This window comes from Duodenibacillus massiliensis (genome assembly GCF_928721995.1).
GTDB lineage: Bacteria > Pseudomonadota > Gammaproteobacteria > Burkholderiales > Burkholderiaceae_F > Duodenibacillus > Duodenibacillus massiliensis.
The window spans coordinates 192099-207908 of the sequence record NZ_OV788642.1 but is presented as its reverse complement, the minus strand read 5'-3'; the positions used below and the strand labels follow the sequence as shown (position 1 = coordinate 207908).

Annotated in this window: 16 protein-coding genes; 9 read left to right on the top strand and 7 right to left on the bottom strand. The window is 56.4% G+C overall.

All coding sequences use genetic code 11. The features are described 5' to 3' along the window. Nucleotides 1-36 precede the first annotated feature (36 nt). The gene (locus NXF97_RS00920) at nt 37-1851 is read right to left on the bottom strand and encodes a flavocytochrome c (protein ID WP_274956110.1); all 1815 of its coding nucleotides are present in this window, start codon (nt 1849-1851) and stop codon (nt 37-39) included. A gap of 154 nt (nt 1852-2005) precedes the next feature. On the opposite strand from NXF97_RS00920, the gene NXF97_RS00915 reads away from it, so the two are divergent. Next, entirely contained in the window at nt 2006-2905 is a 900-nt protein-coding gene (locus NXF97_RS00915; protein ID WP_274956109.1) for a LysR family transcriptional regulator, read from the top strand. A gap of 21 nt (nt 2906-2926) precedes the next feature. On the opposite strand, the gene NXF97_RS00910 is transcribed toward NXF97_RS00915, so the two are convergent. Next, nucleotides 2927-3049 (bottom strand): hypothetical protein, encoded by a 123-nt coding sequence (locus tag NXF97_RS00910; protein WP_274956108.1) that lies wholly within the window; start codon nt 3047-3049, stop codon nt 2927-2929. Nucleotides 3050-3134: 85 nt separating this feature from the next. On the opposite strand from NXF97_RS00910, the gene tnpA reads away from it, so the two are divergent. Next, on the top strand, nt 3135-3548 hold the full coding sequence (gene tnpA / locus NXF97_RS00905; protein ID WP_274956107.1) for an IS200/IS605 family transposase: 414 nt from the start codon (nt 3135-3137) through the stop codon (nt 3546-3548). Between the two features lie 109 nt (nt 3549-3657). Next, complete coding sequence (locus tag NXF97_RS00900) at nt 3658-4725, top strand: RNA-guided endonuclease InsQ/TnpB family protein (protein ID WP_274956106.1); 1068 nt, start codon at nt 3658-3660, stop codon at nt 4723-4725. Nucleotides 4726-4775: 50 nt separating this feature from the next. On the opposite strand, the gene NXF97_RS00895 is transcribed toward NXF97_RS00900, so the two are convergent. From NXF97_RS00895 to NXF97_RS00885, 3 genes are all read right to left on the bottom strand, one after another. Then, on the bottom strand, nt 4776-5201 hold the full coding sequence (locus NXF97_RS00895) for a hypothetical protein (protein ID WP_274956105.1): 426 nt from the start codon (nt 5199-5201) through the stop codon (nt 4776-4778). A 98-nt stretch (nt 5202-5299) separates the two neighbouring features. Beyond that, nucleotides 5300-7843, bottom strand: coding sequence for a molybdopterin-dependent oxidoreductase (locus tag NXF97_RS00890; protein WP_074009457.1), 2544 nt, complete (start codon nt 7841-7843; stop codon nt 5300-5302). A 362-nt stretch (nt 7844-8205) separates the two neighbouring features. Next, the gene (locus NXF97_RS00885; protein ID WP_274956104.1) at nt 8206-8376 is read right to left on the bottom strand and encodes a hypothetical protein; all 171 of its coding nucleotides are present in this window, start codon (nt 8374-8376) and stop codon (nt 8206-8208) included. A gap of 123 nt (nt 8377-8499) precedes the next feature. Between NXF97_RS00885 and NXF97_RS00880 the strand changes: the two genes are divergently transcribed. The 6 genes from NXF97_RS00880 to NXF97_RS00855 all read left to right on the top strand — a co-directional run bounded on the left by NXF97_RS00880 (nt 8500) and on the right by NXF97_RS00855 (nt 14143). Beyond that, nucleotides 8500-9531 (top strand): FecCD family ABC transporter permease, encoded by a 1032-nt coding sequence (locus tag NXF97_RS00880; RefSeq protein ID WP_274956103.1) that lies wholly within the window; start codon nt 8500-8502, stop codon nt 9529-9531. Further along, nucleotides 9531-10313, top strand: coding sequence for an ABC transporter ATP-binding protein (locus NXF97_RS00875; RefSeq protein ID WP_274956102.1), 783 nt, complete (start codon nt 9531-9533; stop codon nt 10311-10313). Before NXF97_RS00880 ends, NXF97_RS00875 begins: the two co-directional genes overlap by 1 nt. Nucleotides 10314-10326: 13 nt before the next feature. Further along, the gene (locus NXF97_RS00870; protein WP_274956101.1) at nt 10327-11076 is read left to right on the top strand and encodes a class I SAM-dependent methyltransferase; all 750 of its coding nucleotides are present in this window, start codon (nt 10327-10329) and stop codon (nt 11074-11076) included. 15 nt (nt 11077-11091) lie between these two features. Continuing rightward, nucleotides 11092-12255 carry an ABC transporter substrate-binding protein gene (locus NXF97_RS00865; protein ID WP_274956100.1) on the top strand — a complete coding sequence of 388 codons (1164 nt, stop codon included), beginning with the start codon at nt 11092-11094 and terminating at the stop codon, nt 12253-12255. 131 nt (nt 12256-12386) lie between these two features. Then, nucleotides 12387-13343 carry an autotransporter domain-containing protein gene (locus tag NXF97_RS00860; protein ID WP_274956099.1) on the top strand — a complete coding sequence of 319 codons (957 nt, stop codon included), beginning with the start codon at nt 12387-12389 and terminating at the stop codon, nt 13341-13343. Nucleotides 13344-13471: 128 nt separating this feature from the next. After that, entirely contained in the window at nt 13472-14143 is a 672-nt protein-coding gene (locus NXF97_RS00855; RefSeq protein ID WP_274956098.1) for an NUDIX hydrolase, read from the top strand. Between the two features lie 82 nt (nt 14144-14225). On the opposite strand, the gene ilvC is transcribed toward NXF97_RS00855, so the two are convergent. Beyond that, nucleotides 14226-15242 carry a ketol-acid reductoisomerase gene (gene ilvC, locus NXF97_RS00850; RefSeq protein WP_074009567.1) on the bottom strand — a complete coding sequence of 339 codons (1017 nt, stop codon included), beginning with the start codon at nt 15240-15242 and terminating at the stop codon, nt 14226-14228. Between the two features lie 70 nt (nt 15243-15312). Next, the gene (ilvN, locus tag NXF97_RS00845; protein ID WP_274956097.1) at nt 15313-15810 is read right to left on the bottom strand and encodes an acetolactate synthase small subunit; all 498 of its coding nucleotides are present in this window, start codon (nt 15808-15810) and stop codon (nt 15313-15315) included.

Sequence of the window (15810 nt, the reverse complement as noted above, 5' to 3'; positions counted from 1 at the left end):
TTCAACGGGACGAATAGGTGCTGTGAACCGACAGGATTATTTCAGAATCTTCTCTGCAGCTTCCTTGCCGGCAATTCTGCCGAAAGTGATCGTTTCGGAAATCGAATTGCCGCCGAGTCGGTTTTTACCATGGACACCGCCGGTGACCTCACCCGCAGCGTAGAGACCGCCAATGACATTGCCCTTAGTGTTGATGACTTCCGTGCGGCCGTTGATCCTCAGTCCGCCCATGTAGTAGTGAATGGCCGGCGTGATTTCGATGGCATAGTACTTGGGAGTGTCCACCTTGGCCGAGATGCCCGGACGATTGAAGTCGGGATCCTTGCCGGCCTGCGCGTACTCGTTGTACTGCTTGATGGTTGCTTCCAGGTTGGCAGGATCAATGCCGGCATTCTTGGCAAGCTCGGCGAGCGTATTGCCTTCCTTGGCAAGACCGAGTTCGAACGCCGCATCCGTCTGCTTGACCTTGTCCCGGACCTTCTGGTCGAAGATTTCGAAGGCCGTGCCGCCGGTCTGCTTGCTGACGGCCGCACTCGTCACGTCGCGCGTCGTCAGTTCGCTGATGAAGCGCTTGCCTTCACGGTTGACGAAGACGGCACCAGCGCCTCGAACAGTTTCCGAAATGATGACGGGAGAGCCGACCAGAAGCGTGGGATTGAGCTGAATTTCCTTCGCATCGACCACGTCGGCACCCACAGACTGAGCCAGAATCATGCCGTCGCCCTGACTGCCGGGCTGATTCGACGTCTTGACATCGGAACTGATCTCGGGACGAAGGCTCTGAACAAGATTCATATTGGCGCCGATGCCGCCCGTGGCAAGAACCACGGCCTTGGCATTGATGCGGTAGAGGCCGGAATGCTTGCCCTTGACGAGCACGCCGGTGACGTTGCCCTGGTCGTCGGTAAAGAGCTTGACCATCTTCGAATTGAGGCGAAGATCAATGTTGTTGGCCTTTACTTGATTGCGGAAGAAATCCGACAGGTACGGGCCTACAAAGGTGCCGCCGGCAGGACCATGCATGCGGGCTGCAGATGCACCGCCGCCGCGGCCCACATGAGAAAGAACCGCGCCGCGGGCCTTCAGCCATTCAATAGAGGCGTTCGATTCTTCGGCAAGAATCTTGACGAGCTCGGGATTGCTTGCCTGCTTGCCGCCCTTCATCGTGTCGGCGAACATCATCTCGGGCGTGTCCTTGATGCCCTGAGCCTTTTGGAATTCGGTGCCTGCGGCATTCATGCCGCCGGCTGCAAGCTGGCTGTTGCCGCCCGGAATAGCCATTTTTTCGAGCATCACAATGTTCTTGACGCCGGCTTCCTGAGCAGTCATTGCCGCAACGAAGCCCGCCGCACCGGAACCGACGATGAGAAGATCGGTTTCTTCAGTGTAAGCAGGCATGGCGTCGGCATATTTCTTGAGATCTTCGACCTGCGACGGATTCACGGCTGTCTTGTTGAAGTTCTTCTTCATTGCCGGAAAATCGTGGCAGTTCGTGCAGTAGGCAACACTGGCTTCGTGACCTGAATGACAGGCGGTGCACTGAATCGTGCCGAGATGGCTCTTGTGCGGATTGGGTTCTCCGGCCTTTTCAGTTTTGGCGGCCACTGCGGTCAGATCGCCATGACACTTCGTGCAGTTGGCATTGATTTCCGCCTCTCCGTCGCTCACCTTGCCGGTCGGATGGCACGAGGTGCAGTCAAGCCCGAGCTTGCCGTGCTGTCCGGCAAGATGATCGGCATGGCTGCCCTGAGAATAGGCCGAAACAACGTTTGAGGGAAACGAATTGTCAGCCGCATTGGCATTCAGGCCCACACACGCCGCAAGCGTGCCTGCCATAGCCATAGTCAGCATTTTTCTTTGAAACAACATGACGGTTCTCCATTTTTTGGTCTGAGTTTCAAATTGTTCTTTGACTTGTCCAAGTCATGAGCACGAATCATAACGTTTGCTTACAATGACTTGCATTGGGCATTTTTTAATACAGCGTTAGGAAAATACGAACGATATGCTTCACTTCAGCTTTACCGATCTGATGGTTTTCTCTGCCGTTGCGGATGAACATAATCTGACGAAGGGAGCTGCAAAGGTTCATCTGGCTCCGTCATCGGCTTCGGTGCGCATCAAGAATCTGGAGGATGCGCTTGGTCTGCCGCTGCTCAACCGCCAGGCTCGAGGCGTCGAATTGACCAAGGCGGGTGAAATTGTCGATGGCTATGCAAAAAGAGCGATTTCTCTGATGGGAGAAATGCAGCAGTCTCTGCAGCCTTATCTGTCGCAAAAGGCCGGCTTCATCCGCATCGCGGCGAACTACGGCGCCAGCATTGATTTCCTGCCGAAGGACATTGCCGCCTTCCTTGCTAAAGAGCCGGGAGCCCGCATCAGCTTAGAGCAGAGATCCTCTTCCGAAGTTGTCGAACTCGTCGCGCTCGGCAAGGCGGACATCGGCATTTCCGCATATCCCGGAAAATACAGCGGCCTCTCATTTCTCCCTTACCGAAACGACCGGCTCGTCATTGCGTGTCGAAAGGATCATCCTCTTGCCAGGCATGACAGCGTCGACTTCAAGGATTGCCTCAAGTACGACTTTCTTGGGTTAACGGAAAACAGCGCTATGCAGAGATTCGTATTCAAACATGCAAAGGCTCTCGGCCATCCTCTGGAACTAAGGCTTCAAGTCGACAATCAGCCGATACTGCTTTCATTGGTCAAAAGAGGCGCCGGCATTGCCGTCGTGAGCAACGAGGCCTTTGCGCAAGCCGTGCCTGAGGGCGACATCAAGGCTGTCGCGATTGAGCAGGATTGGGCAAAGCGCGAACTTCGAATAGCGATCAATGAAAAATTCGAATCGACGTGCAGCGAGATGGTTCAACATCTGCTGCAGCAGTTGGCTACGGGTCAACCATGAAGACGGGTTTACCGGCATCGTTCAAGCGTTATGATTGCGGGACAGGAGTGATTTTTTAGCCGCTTTCATCGCCGCCTCAGCGTCGCCCGCCAAGAGACTCACCACGGCCTGCATGAGATAGAAATGCTGGGACGTCATCTTCATAGAATTTCCGCGAGGAAACCTGCGGCTTGAGCCGCAGGAGGAATCGCGGCTGTTTTTATTTTAAAAAATTGGTACCATACGCACTATGCTAAACATCGTTCACAGCAGAAACTGCGTCTATCAGACAGCTTACCATATGGTATGGTGCCCCCAGCACAGGAAATCCGTTCTCAGGGGTGGTGTTGCGCAGTCTCTGCGTGAGTTGCTTGAAAGCATATGCGCTGAAAGAAAGTATGAGATACTTTCTTTGGAGATTCAGCCGGATCACCTGCACCTGTTTGTCAGTTTTCCGCCGTCCGTCAGCATTGCCGACGCGGTGAGAGTATTGAAGGGTGCCAGTGCAAGGATGCTGCTGATGCGGCATCCGGAACTCAAAAATGAACTTTGGGCAGGCCATCTTTGGTCGCCTTCTTACTACGTCGGAACTGCAGGCAGTGTCAGTGCAGAAACGATCAAAAGCTACATCGAAAGGACTGAACACATCCGCGGACGGCGTTAGACGCGTTGAGGGGAGCGGCAAGTGTGTCCGCACAGCCTGCGTTCGGCTGGAACTACTCGATCCGGCAGCACACGAAAAGCTCGCAGCGACGCAGAGACTCTATGCGCAGGTGTGTAACTTTGTAGTTCCGACAGTAGCGGCGGACCGCACGAAGAGGCTTTGGCAGCGTTTCACACTGCATCACGCAGTTTATGACAAGATCAAGGCAAAATTTCCGGATCTCGGCAGCCAGTATGCCTGTAACGTCATCCGCTCGGTGTCGGCAGCCTACAAGACGGAGCTTGCCAATCATCCGGCACAGCTCAAAAGTGAGGACAAGAAGCTCAAGACGCTGGTGTTCAGGCACCCCTCGGTTCACGTCGACAAGAACACGCTGACATTTTTCCCTGACGGCACTGTTTCAATTTCAACCATCAGCGGTCGGATTCGGGCACGTCTGTGCCCCGGCCCTTTTCAAAAAGAGTTGCTGGCTTCGGGAAAGCGTAAGGAGTGCAACCTTGTTCTGCATCCCCGGAGAGGCCGGAAAGAAGCGTTTTGGGAGCTTCACATCGCAGTGGAGTCCCAAGGTTGTTCGGGCGAAGAGCATTTAAAGAATCTGAAAGCCGACGAGATCATGGGTATTGATGTCGGCGAGAACAATATTGCGGCCGTCAGCACGGGCCGTATTTGGAAAGCAGGAGCATTAAAGGATAAAAGAGACCGATATATGAGTCAGAGAAAGCGTCTTCAGCGCAACGGCTCTCAGAGTGCCAGACAGCACCTGAAAAAAGCCTCAGGCCGAGAAAGACGCCATGTGACGCATGTCAATAACGTTGTAAGCAAAGAGATTGTGCAGGAAGCCGTAAAGCGGGGTATCAAGTTAATCGCCCTGGAAGACCTGACGCATATCCGGGATCACATCAAGGCCGGGAAACGCATCAGAAGCCGACTGCACCGCTGGTCTTTCCGTGAGTTGCAGGAGATGATTGTTTACAAAGCGGCAGCCGCTGGAATCCGGTGTGTTTTCCTGGATCCGCGCTATACAAGCCAGACATGCTCACAGTGCGGGGCACCTGGCAAACGCCATAAGCACGGGTTCCGATGCAGCCAATGTGGTCACCTTGCGCACAGCGACTTGAATGCGAGCCGCAACCTGCAGGGTCTGTGCCGACAGCTGTCAGCACAGGGGCTGATGTAAACCAGCCTTATGTTGGGCCGTGTGATGCGGTTACAATAAAGCCCCCGTCTTCAGACGGGGTGTTGTTTACAGCGGCACGTCGTCACATCCGAGGGCCGCATGGCCTTGAGGGCGGCAAACATCGCTTCGGGCGCGATTTTCAGACGCCAACTGCCGCAGTACTCCGACGCAATCTCAACGGAACCTTCCGTGATGAAACCGTCGGCATGCAACTTAACGAGAATATCCTGCCCCTGCAACAACGTCATTCCGAACGACCGAGCCAACTGCCGAAGATTGTCACGCTTCACCTGCCACGGATCCGATACGACCGCAAAGAGAAAATCACGCGCTTTCTGCGGGTAGCCGGCGAGTTTCTTTTCCAGCTTGGCTAAAGATTGGTAGTTCATTGATACGATACGGAAGGAAATACAAGAGAGCGCGGATTGTACGCGAAGCTTTTCACGAACCGACCAACATTTCGCGCCCTTTTTCATTGCAGCAAAAATACAAAAAACGGAGTGCGGAAGGTCTCCCCTCCGGCAACTCCGTTTCAGTCAATGACACCCATTAAACGGGCATCTTGGACCCTTTTTTAGAGCTTGCGGCGCGGCTGCACGAAAACCGTCACCGGCGGCAATTCGTCCGTCCACTTCGTCACTTCGACGTTACCCGTGGAAGAAACGTTGCCGCGCGCCAATTTCGACGTCGGCTTATCAATCGTGAGAGAGTTGGAATTGCCTTCCACGTCGATGCGTCCCTTCGGGGTTTTCCTCGGATCAAACCACGCGCCGTGCTGCACGACGATGACGCCGGGCTTGACGCGTTCGGTGACGATCGCACCCGCCAACATCGCACCGCGGCGACTCTTTACCAAAACGACGTCGCCGCTCACGATCTTGCGGGATGCGGCATCCTTCGGATTGATCCACACGGGTTCGCGGTCTTCGATCTTGCCGCGCTGACGATTGTTGACGCAGTCCAACTGGCTGTGCATACGGTAGCGACCCTTCGGAGCCATCAGAGCAAGCGGAAAGTCCTTCGTCGCCGAGGCCGTCCCCTCGGCGGGCTTAAAGTACATCGCGTGCCCGCGGCAGTCGTCGTACTTGTACCCGGCAATCTTCGGACTGTAAAGCTGAATAAGGCCGGATTCGGTATTGAGCTTATTCGCCTGGGGATCGGCACGGAATTCTGCAAAGGACACGTACCGGCGTGCTTCTTCCGGCACGTCATAGAGAAGGAAACCCTTTTCCCAGAAGGTCTTGAAGTCGGGCATCGTGATGTCGTACACGTCGCTCATGCCGCGGGCATCGTTGTAGATCTTTTCGATCCACTGCATTTCGGTACGGCCTTCGGTGAATTCCTTTTCAAACCCGAGTTTCTTCGCCAGCTGGCTGTAGATCCAATAGTCGCTGCGGCTTTCGTACTGCGGCTTAATCGCCTGGTGCATCGCCACCACGCCGTCGCAGGAATTGGTGCCGATGACCGAAATATCGTTGTGTTCCAAGAACGTGCACGCCGGGAGCACGATGTCGGCATGGCGCGCCGTCGCCGTCCAAACCACGTCGGTGACAACGACCGTATCGGGCTTTTTCCACGCGCGTTCCAAGCGGAACGTGTCGGGGTGATGCACGAAGGGATTACCGCCCGCCCACATAATCATGCGGAAGTGCGGGTACGTTTCCTTCTTGCCGTCAAAGTCGCGCACGGCGCCCGGGTGTTCGAGCGCATCCGTAATGGCCGCGACGTGCAGCACCTTGCTGCCCTGCCAGGGCTTCACGGGACGGACCGGGGCGACCTTACTCGGAATGCCGCCCACGAAGGGGCCGTTTGCAAGAGGCGCGCCGCCTGAAGAGTAGTGATAGCTCGTACCGAAGCCGCCGCCGGGAAGACCGATCTGCCCCAAGGCCGCCGCCAGAGTGACGAGCATCCAGTGGAACTGTTCGCCGTAATCAATACGCTGGATACCCCAGCCGATCATGAGCATCGTGCGGTGGGCCTTCAAGTCGTGCGCAAGGGCCTTGATGGTTTCGGCCTTGATGCCGGAAATCTTCGCAGCCCATTCCGGGGTTTTCTTGACGCCGTCTTCGTCGCCCATCAGATAGGCGCGGAATTCCTTCCACCCCGCCGTGTACTTATCGAGGAACGCGTGATCGGCTTCGCCCGTCACTTCGAGTTCGTAAATCATGGCGGCCATAACGGCGGTATCGGTACCGGGATTGACGGCCACCCATTCGCTCTTCATGTATTCCGCGGTGTCGTTGTAAACCGGGTTGACGGAGTAGGTCTTCGTACCCTTCTTTTTAAGGGCACGCATGTAGCCCGCGTAGTTATGCAGCGTCGTGTACCAGTCGATGTCGTTCGTCACCAAAGGGTTGCAGCCCCAAAATACGATGCGTTCGCTGTGCTCGATCACGTTGTCCCACGCCGTGCAGCGCGGGTTTCCCGACCCCACCACGTAGGGAAGGATGGTATTCACGGCCGCGGAAGAATAGGAATTGCGCTTTGCGGTAAAGCCGCCCATAAAATTCAGCAGACGGTACTGCAGCGCGCAAGGATCGTTCACGCTCCCCGTGGATTTCCAGCCGTAGCTGGAACCGTAAACGGACGAAGGCCCGTAGGTGTCGTACATGCGGGTGAGTTCTTTGGCGACGAGTTCAAGCGCCTTATCCCAGGAAACTCGCACGAACTTGTCTTCACCGCGCTTTTCCTTACTCTTGGGACCGGACTTCAAATAGCTTTCGCGCACCATCGGGTAGCGGATGCGGGCTTCGCAGTACGGAATTTCCGCAAGGCCCTGAATGTTGGGGCTCGGCGCGTAGTCGTATTCAAAGGGTTTCAATTCCACGACGCGACCGCCTTTCACGACCGGGCGCACAATACCCCAGCGGGTGGCGGTGATGGTTTCGCCTTCATTTAAGTTCGAAACCCCGAAATCAAAAGTACCGCTGTTCGCAACATCGGGTTCAACGTCCGGTACGCGGTCAAACAAGGCCTGCGTTTTTCCCGCAGCGGGATAGTCCGCCTTCACGTCGGGACGGGGCAACTTGGTGTCTTTGGCGTGGGCCGTTCCGACGACGGGGGCCGTCGCCACGGCAGCCGCGCCGGCAAGGAAAGAACGACGAGTAAGTTCTGTCATGACAATCACCTCTCTTAAAGCGCGAGAGGACTTCCCTACAAGGAATTAACTCCCGCACAAAGTGCCCCTGAGGGGGCGTTGTTGAGAATTATTCTCACCGTTAATTTCCCTTGCCATCAGGATAAACCGTTATTACTTTCCATGAATAACGCTAAGCAGTTTACCCAGGTTCCTCCGAGTTTTTCAGGTAAAAAGAATTCTTTGCGGAGTATGACTTCCGACTGACGCCGTAAATCATTTCCCAGCTGACACCGGCAATGCTTGACGGAAATCAGGCTCCGTTTATTTTGGGTGTAGGGTGTGCCACGGTGATTCCTTTAGCGCCCTACGGGAGCGCTATTATCGTCTGGACACAAAAAACCTTACATCCCTAACCGGGTCACCGCCCCCTCAGGAGCTGCGTCCTTTAACCGGATGTCAATCTCGGCATAACCGTTACGGACAAAGTCCGCATCTCGGACGTTGACGGCAATTTCAGCGCCGCGCGCCGGAATGGCGACGGTAAAAAGTATTAATGCAATTGTTCGGGACATCGTTAGAAACCCTTCGGCCTTCGTTTGAGGCGATTTGGCCATTTTCCCCTACTTTCGGCGTATGTGCTTGCGGCGTCAGTTTGGTATGATCTTTTAAAAATTCTTCATACACCGGCTGATTCAATGTCCTGCCATATTCATTACCGTGAACGCCAGCGAAGCAGGCTGCTCCTTACTCTTCTTGCGGCAGCTGCTCTTGCGGCCCTGCTTGTGGCTGATCTTACAACAGGCAGTTCCGGCATGAGCGCCAAAGACGTGATTGCGGCGGTTGCCGCGGGGCCGGCTTCCACTGAACCCAACGCCGTTATTCTATGGTCACTGCGTCTGCCGATGGCGCTCACGGCTTTGTTGGTCGGTGCTTCTTTATCACTGGCCGGTCTTTCCATTCAGACGATTACGGCCAATGCGCTTGCGAGCCCCTCTACGCTCGGGATCACTTCGGGCGCAAGTTTCGGAGCCGCCATCGCGATCACCGGAGGACTCACGCTTTTCGGCGAGCTCTGGGCCGGTACCATCACTGCGGCCTTTATTGCGGCTCTTGTGATCTGCCTTCTCATTCTTTTGCTCGGAAGGCTCAAAGGGATGTCGCCCGCCACACTGATTCTCGCGGGCATCATCATGAATTTCTTCTTTGTGGCGCTGCAGCAGCTTCTGATTTACCTTGCCTCCCCCGAAACCGCCCAGCTCATCAACGGCTGGACCTTCGGTAATCTCGAGCGCGCGGGGTGGCTTTCCACCGCTGCCGCCGGCGCGGCACTTCTTCTCGGGCTCATTTTTCTGGTGCCCTGCGCCTGGCAGCTTACGAGCCTTTCCGTGGGGGAAGAGCGTGCCAAAAGTTTGGGCGTTCCGGTCGCCCGCCTGCGCGTCATTGTCTTTTCTGCTGCGTCCGTACTGGTTGCGGCTTCCGTTTCCTTCATCGGCACCATCGCCTTTGTGGGGCTGGTTGCTCCCCACTGCGCGAAACTTCTTTTGGGGGACGATCAGCGCTGGCTCATTCCCGGAAGCATCCTTTTCGGGGGCTTCATCATGCTGCTTTCCTCGCTTGTTGCCAAATGGCTCTCCGCCGGGGCAATGCTTCCGATCGGGATTGTGACGTCAATTGCGGGGGTCCCGTTTCTGCTTGTACTTCTTTTAAAGAGCCGGAGGGACTTCTGATGACGCTCAGGCTTTCCGTTAAGGACCTCGGTGTTGCCTACTGCGGCCGCCCGATTCTCAAACACGTTACCTTTGACATCGAGGGAGGGACACTTGTGTGCGTGGCGGGCCGCAACGCCGCCGGCAAAACCACCCTTTTAAAGGCCGTCGCGGGCATGACGCCGCATACAGGGGCCGTTACGCTTACCGACGGCAGTGAGACCTTCTCTTCCCGCGCCGTAGCGTATCTTCCGCAGCTCACCCAGGTTACAAGCCGCCTTACGGTCTTTGAGATTGTGATGCTCGGGCTCGGAAGAAGCCTCTCCTGGCGCGTGACGCCGGACGTCTTTGAAAAGGTTGATCAGACGCTTCACGCCATGCAGATCAGTCCCCTCGCGGATAAACCGGTCGCCTCTCTCTCGGGCGGGCAAAAACAGCTCGTCTTTATGGCGCAGGCTTTTGTCTCCGGACCCAAGGTGCTTCTTCTGGACGAGCCCACGAGCGCCCTTGATATGCGCCATCAGCTCATTGTCATGCAGGCTGCAGTGGATTACGTGAAAAGGACCGGGGCCGTGGCGCTTGCGGTTGTGCACGACCTGATGCTTGCAAGCCGCTTTTCCTCAAAACTGCTGATGATCTGTGAGGGCGGCGTAAGGCGCTATGACACGCCTCAAAACGTTCTGACGTCCGAAGAGATGCGCGATATCTACCGCATCGAGGCGGCAGTCGATAAAACCCGTGAAGACTGTGTGGTTGTCATTCCTCAGAAACCGCTCGATGTTGACACCGGGCATCATCACTAATCAAAAGACCACCATGACGATTCAAAAAGATGTTGCGGGGTACTGGGATACCCGCGCCGAAGGCTACAGTCTCAGAACCATTGATGAAATCAAATCCCCGAAGGGGGAAGCCTGGGTTAAGCGCATAAAAGAGCTTCTCACGCTGCCCGCGGGTTCTGCTGTTGCGGATATGGGGTGCGGTGCGGGGTTTCTCGCGCTTGCCGCCGCACGCGCGGGGCTTACGTCCACCGGATTTGACGCGTCAGAAGGAATGCTTGAAGAAGCACGCGCCAATGCGGAGGCGCTCAGACTGACGGTTCGCTTTCAAAAGGCCGACATTACGCAGACGCATTGTCCTGACAGGTCGTTTGATGCGGTGCTTTCCCGTAACGCCGTCTGGAATCTGCCCGCGCCTGAAGCCGCTCTTCGGGAGTGGTTTCGGATTCTCAAGCCCGGCGGAAAACTCCTTTACGCCGACGGCAACCACTACCGCTATCTGGATGATCCCCTGTGGCTTGCGGCCAAAGAAAAAGCCGATCACTCCTACGGGCACGCAAAGCAGTTCGTGCTCGGCGTGGATACTTCGCCCATGGAAGCGATTGCAAAAACATTGCCGCTTACCCGTGTTTCGCGCCCTGGCTGGGATACGGAAACGTTGCTTGCGGCCGGGTTTGGCCGCGTGACGGTGCTTGAGCCGCAGTGCCTAACCGTGATCGATTCGGCTTGCGGAGCACCCCGCACACTGATTACCGATTTTCTTGTTCTTGCCGAAAAACCGTTGTAAGGGAGACTCGCCGTCATGACAAACCGCCGTTCACTGCTTGCATTTTCTTCTGCCGCAGCTTTTCTGGGGCTTTTGCCCGCCGGGACTCTCTTTGCGCAAACCGACAGCCTCCCGCCCGCGGGGACCTGGCCGCTTACCTTCAAGGACGTGGCAGGCCGCAGCGTCACTGTGAAAAAGGCACCGCAGCGCATCGTTGTGGCCAACTACATCGCCAACTATCTTCTGGTGGGCGGCGCAGGGGCTCTCACAAAGGTCGTGGGCCTCACGCAGGATCACTGGGAAAGTACGCGCATGGGTGAATACCGGGTGTTTACGAAGGCCTTTCCCGCCATCACTGCGATTCCGAGTATCGGCGGCTACCACGATGACATTTTGAATACCGAGCGGATTCTCGCGTTAAAGCCCGATGTGATTTTGATCGGCCGCTCGCAGTTTGCGGCCAATAATCAGCGTATTGCCCTTTTAGAGCGCGTGGGTGTTGCCGTGATCGTCATCGACTACCACGCAATGAAACTGGAAAACCACGTCCTTTCCACCCGTATTCTCGGGCGACTTCTTGAGCGGGATGCCGTGGCCGATAGCCTCATTGACGAATGCATCACGGGTCTCACCGAAATCACCCACCGTATTGCGCTTCTGCCGGACGGGCGCAAGCACCGGACGGTTTATATGGAACTCGGCAACCTCGGGCCCGGTCAGTACGGCAATTCCTACAACAGCACCATTCTCTGGGGGGCGATCATCAAGCGGCTCAATGCCGCAGGGATTGCCGAAACGATGCCTGAACCCTACGGGGCCCTGACCCGCGAATTTGTGCTCAGTAAAAACCCGGAAATCGTCATTATCGGGGGAAGCATCTGGGGTAACGACCATGCCGATCAGATGCGGATGGGCTTTACCGTGGCGCGCGAAGATGCCGTGAGGCGCCTTGAGGGCTTTAAACGGCGTCCCTTGTGGGAGAACCTCAAGGCTGTGAAAACCAACGACTTTTACGGGGTGGATCACGGCAGCCTCCGGTCCATCACGGACTGGCGCATGACGCAGTTTCTTGCGAAGGTCTTCTATCCGGAGGCTTTTACCGATACCGATCCGGAAAGCGCGATTCTCAAAACCTACCGCGAACGGCTCCCGGAAATCGATCCGAGCGGTACGTTTACATTGTCACTTAAGAAACTCTGAGGCTGCGTAAGGACGGATTTCAGAATTTTCTAAGACACTGGCATCATGATTAGCGGCCCGCGTTATCGTCGCGGTGCCGCTAAAATTTGTCCGTTGCAGCTGCTGTTAATGCCTTTTAAATGACTTTTCCCATGAAATCCGTTCTCGCTTGCTCCGCATCTCTTTGTTGCGCTTTGGCTCCGGTCCCGTCCTTTGCCGACACGCACCACGCCTTCGCGGCGGTGACCGCAGCGCAAAAAGACGCCGTTGACCTCACGCGTGACGCAACCGACGCACGCGAGCGGGAAACGCGCCTCTTTACGCGTCATGACGGGGGAAGCGTCTGGCTCGATTTAAACGGGGCGGTCTCTGAAAGTAAGGCCATGGGGGATGACGCGGGCTATAAGAGCCGCCTCGGTGCCCTCCATCTCGGCGCGGATATCAAAACCGGAACAGCCCTCTTCGGCGTTGCCTACTCTTACGGCAGAGGCGACATTGACACGACGGGGCTTACAAAGAATCTCGACGGTGAGACGGAATTTTTCGGCGTGCGGATTTACGGCGAAAAGACCTGGGGGCCTCTCGGCGTGCGAGGGGCTTTAAGCTGGCTGAAGGCTAAGGGCGGCACCGATACGGCCACGGGCGAATCACACAACACGGACGCGGATATTTTCACGGCTGAGGCGGGCGGCGACTTTCTCATCACCGAAGGCGTTGTAAAAGTCCTTGCGCATGCGGACGCAAAAGCCACGAAGATCAATCCCGACAATTTCAGTGACGCGGCGGTTTCCGTGCAGCCCGACAACGCCCTTTACTGGGAATTCCCAGTGGGCGTGACGGTTGCCTCAGAATTTGATGCGGCGGGCTTTACGGTAAAACCTCTTGCCGACATCTCCTTTGTGTCCACCGCGGGCGACAGAGAGACCGTGACGCACCTTCAGGGTGTGACCCACAGCATGCGTTTTGCCGACACCCGCTGCTGGAGAATGGCCTTCGGTGTGGCTGCTCAGGGCGAAAAAGGGAGCCTCGGCCTTACCTACCGGCTTGACCTCGGGGAAAACGACCGCCGCAATCATGCGGTCACACTTGACGGGAAGTACACCTTCTGACCGAAGGCCTCTGACGCTTACGGCTGATGCCGTCTGTCACGAATCTGCCATAAAGCGCTCCTAGGCTTAAACCAAAGCCCGAAGGAAGCGGTTCTTTCGGGCATATGGCTATCGTCCCGGGAGACACCATGGCACAGGCACATATTTTCCATCCGCAGCCCGATGAAAATGGGCAGCCTCTCACACTCGCCTCGCCTTCGGTTTCAACCGCGCTTTCCACGTGGCTGACGCCCTCCTCGGACGCAACGCTCTCCGTCACGGACGCGGGAGAGCTGCCCGCCTCGCTTTATAACGTTGCTTTTTCCCGACGCCCTCAGACGCCGGCATCGGTTGCTGACTGGAAAAAACTCAACGACCGCATTCAATGTGAGGAACCGGACTATCCCGAAACCCACGGGCTTTTTCTTACCTCAGGTTGCGTCATTCTTGAGCCCGATGATCGTGTCTGGCTCGTGCATCCGAGTAACGCCTTCGCAGGAATCAAAACCACATTTCCCAAGGGGCGGCTTGAGCCGGGGCTCACGTTGGCCGTTAACGCCGTCAAGGAAACTTTTGAAGAATCGGGCCTTTGGGTTGAACCCGTGGCGTGGCTCGCAGACATCCGCCGCACCAAAAGCATCACCCGCTACTACATTGCGCGCCGCACAGCCGGTACACCCCGAGACGCCGGCTGGGAAAGTCAGGCCGTGAGCCTCGTGCCTTTGTCCGGTCTCAGCGCAATGCTTAATATGCCCAACGACCGTAAGGTCCTTCCCTTTCTTTACACCTGGCTTATCCGCCACGGTACGCTTCCCGTTTAAAGGCACAAAGAAACCCGCCCGAGGCAAAGCCAACAGGCGGGTTAAGTGACTGTTATTCCAGCATAAAGCCGGGATGTGTCAGTTAGTTCTTGCTCTTGTCAACCAGGCGGTTGGCGGTGATAAAGGGCATCATCTGACGCAGTTTCTGGCCGGTCACTTCAAGCGGATGCTCAGCGGTAAGGCGCCGTTCGCTGCGAAGCTGCGGGTAGCCCAACTGGCATTCGGCGAGGAAGCTCTTGGCGTACTCACCGTTTTGAATCTGGCGCAGGCATTCGCGCATCGCCTTGCGGCTTTCCTCGTTCACAACCTTCGGGCCCGTGTAGTACTGGCCGTATTCGGCATTGTTGGAGATGGAGTAATCCATCGTGGCGATGCCGCCTTCGTAGATGAGGTCCACGATGAGCTTCATTTCGTGGCAGCACTCAAAGTAAGCCATTTCGGGGGCGTAACCGGCTTCAACGAGGGTTTCAAAACCGGTCTTGATGAGCTGCACCAAACCGCCGCAGAGCACGGCCTGTTCGCCGAAGAGGTCGGTTTCGGTTTCCGCGCGGAAGGTCGTTTCGATGATACCGGCTTTGCCTGCGCCGTTGGCGGCGGCGTAAGAAAGCGCCACGTCGTGGGCGGTGCCGGAGACGTCCTGGTAGACGGCAATGAGCTGCGGAACGCCCTGGCCTGCAACATAGGTGGAGCGCACCGTGTGGCCCGGGGCCTTCGGAGCAATCATGATGACGTCAAGGTCGGCGCGCGGCTCAACCTGACCGTAGTGCACGTTAAAGCCGTGGGCAAACGCGAGCGTCGCACCCTGCTTGATGTTGGGGAGCACCTGGTCGCGGTAGACCTGAGCGATGTTTTCGTCAGGAATGAGCATCATGACGACGTCGGCCGCGCGCACCGCATCTTCAACGGTTGCGACCTTAAGACCGGCTGCGGAAGCCTTCTTCCAGCTTGCGCCGTCCTTACGGACGCCGACCGTGACGTCAACACCGGAATCGTGCAGGTTGAGGGCATGCGCATGGCCCTGGCTGCCGTAGCCGATGATCGCCACTTTCTTAGCCTTGATGAGCGAGAGATCAGCGTCCTTATCGTAGTAAACCTTCATTTTTTTACTTCCCTTTTTAGTGTTGGGAGCCATGGGGCTTGACTCCCGGTCAAAACAAACAGAAAAAACCTTAAGCTCTCAAAACCCGTTCACCGCGCGCGATGCCGCTTGCGCCCGTGCGGACGGTTTCGAGAATGATTGACTTGTCGATCGCCTTTAAAAAGGCGTCGCTCTTATCAACGTTACCGGTGATTTCGATGGTGAATGTCTTGTCGGTGACGTCAATCACGCGGGCACGGAAAATTTCCACCATGCGCATGAGCTCGTCGCGGTCACGGCCCACGGCACGAACCTTGACGAGCATCAGTTCACGCTCGACATACTCGTTTTCCATCAGATCCACGACCTTAATCACCTCAATGAGGCGGTTTAAGTGCTTTGTGATCCGTTCAATGGTTGCCGAGTCGCCGCGGCTGACGATCGTCAGGCGCGAAATCGTCGGAACTTCGGTGGGGGCCGCCGTCAGAGACTCAATGTTGTAGCCGCGGGCGGCAAAAAGGCCCACCACGCGGGAGACGGCGCCGGCTGCGTTTTCAATGAGCACAGACAAAATATGCCGTTCTTTCAT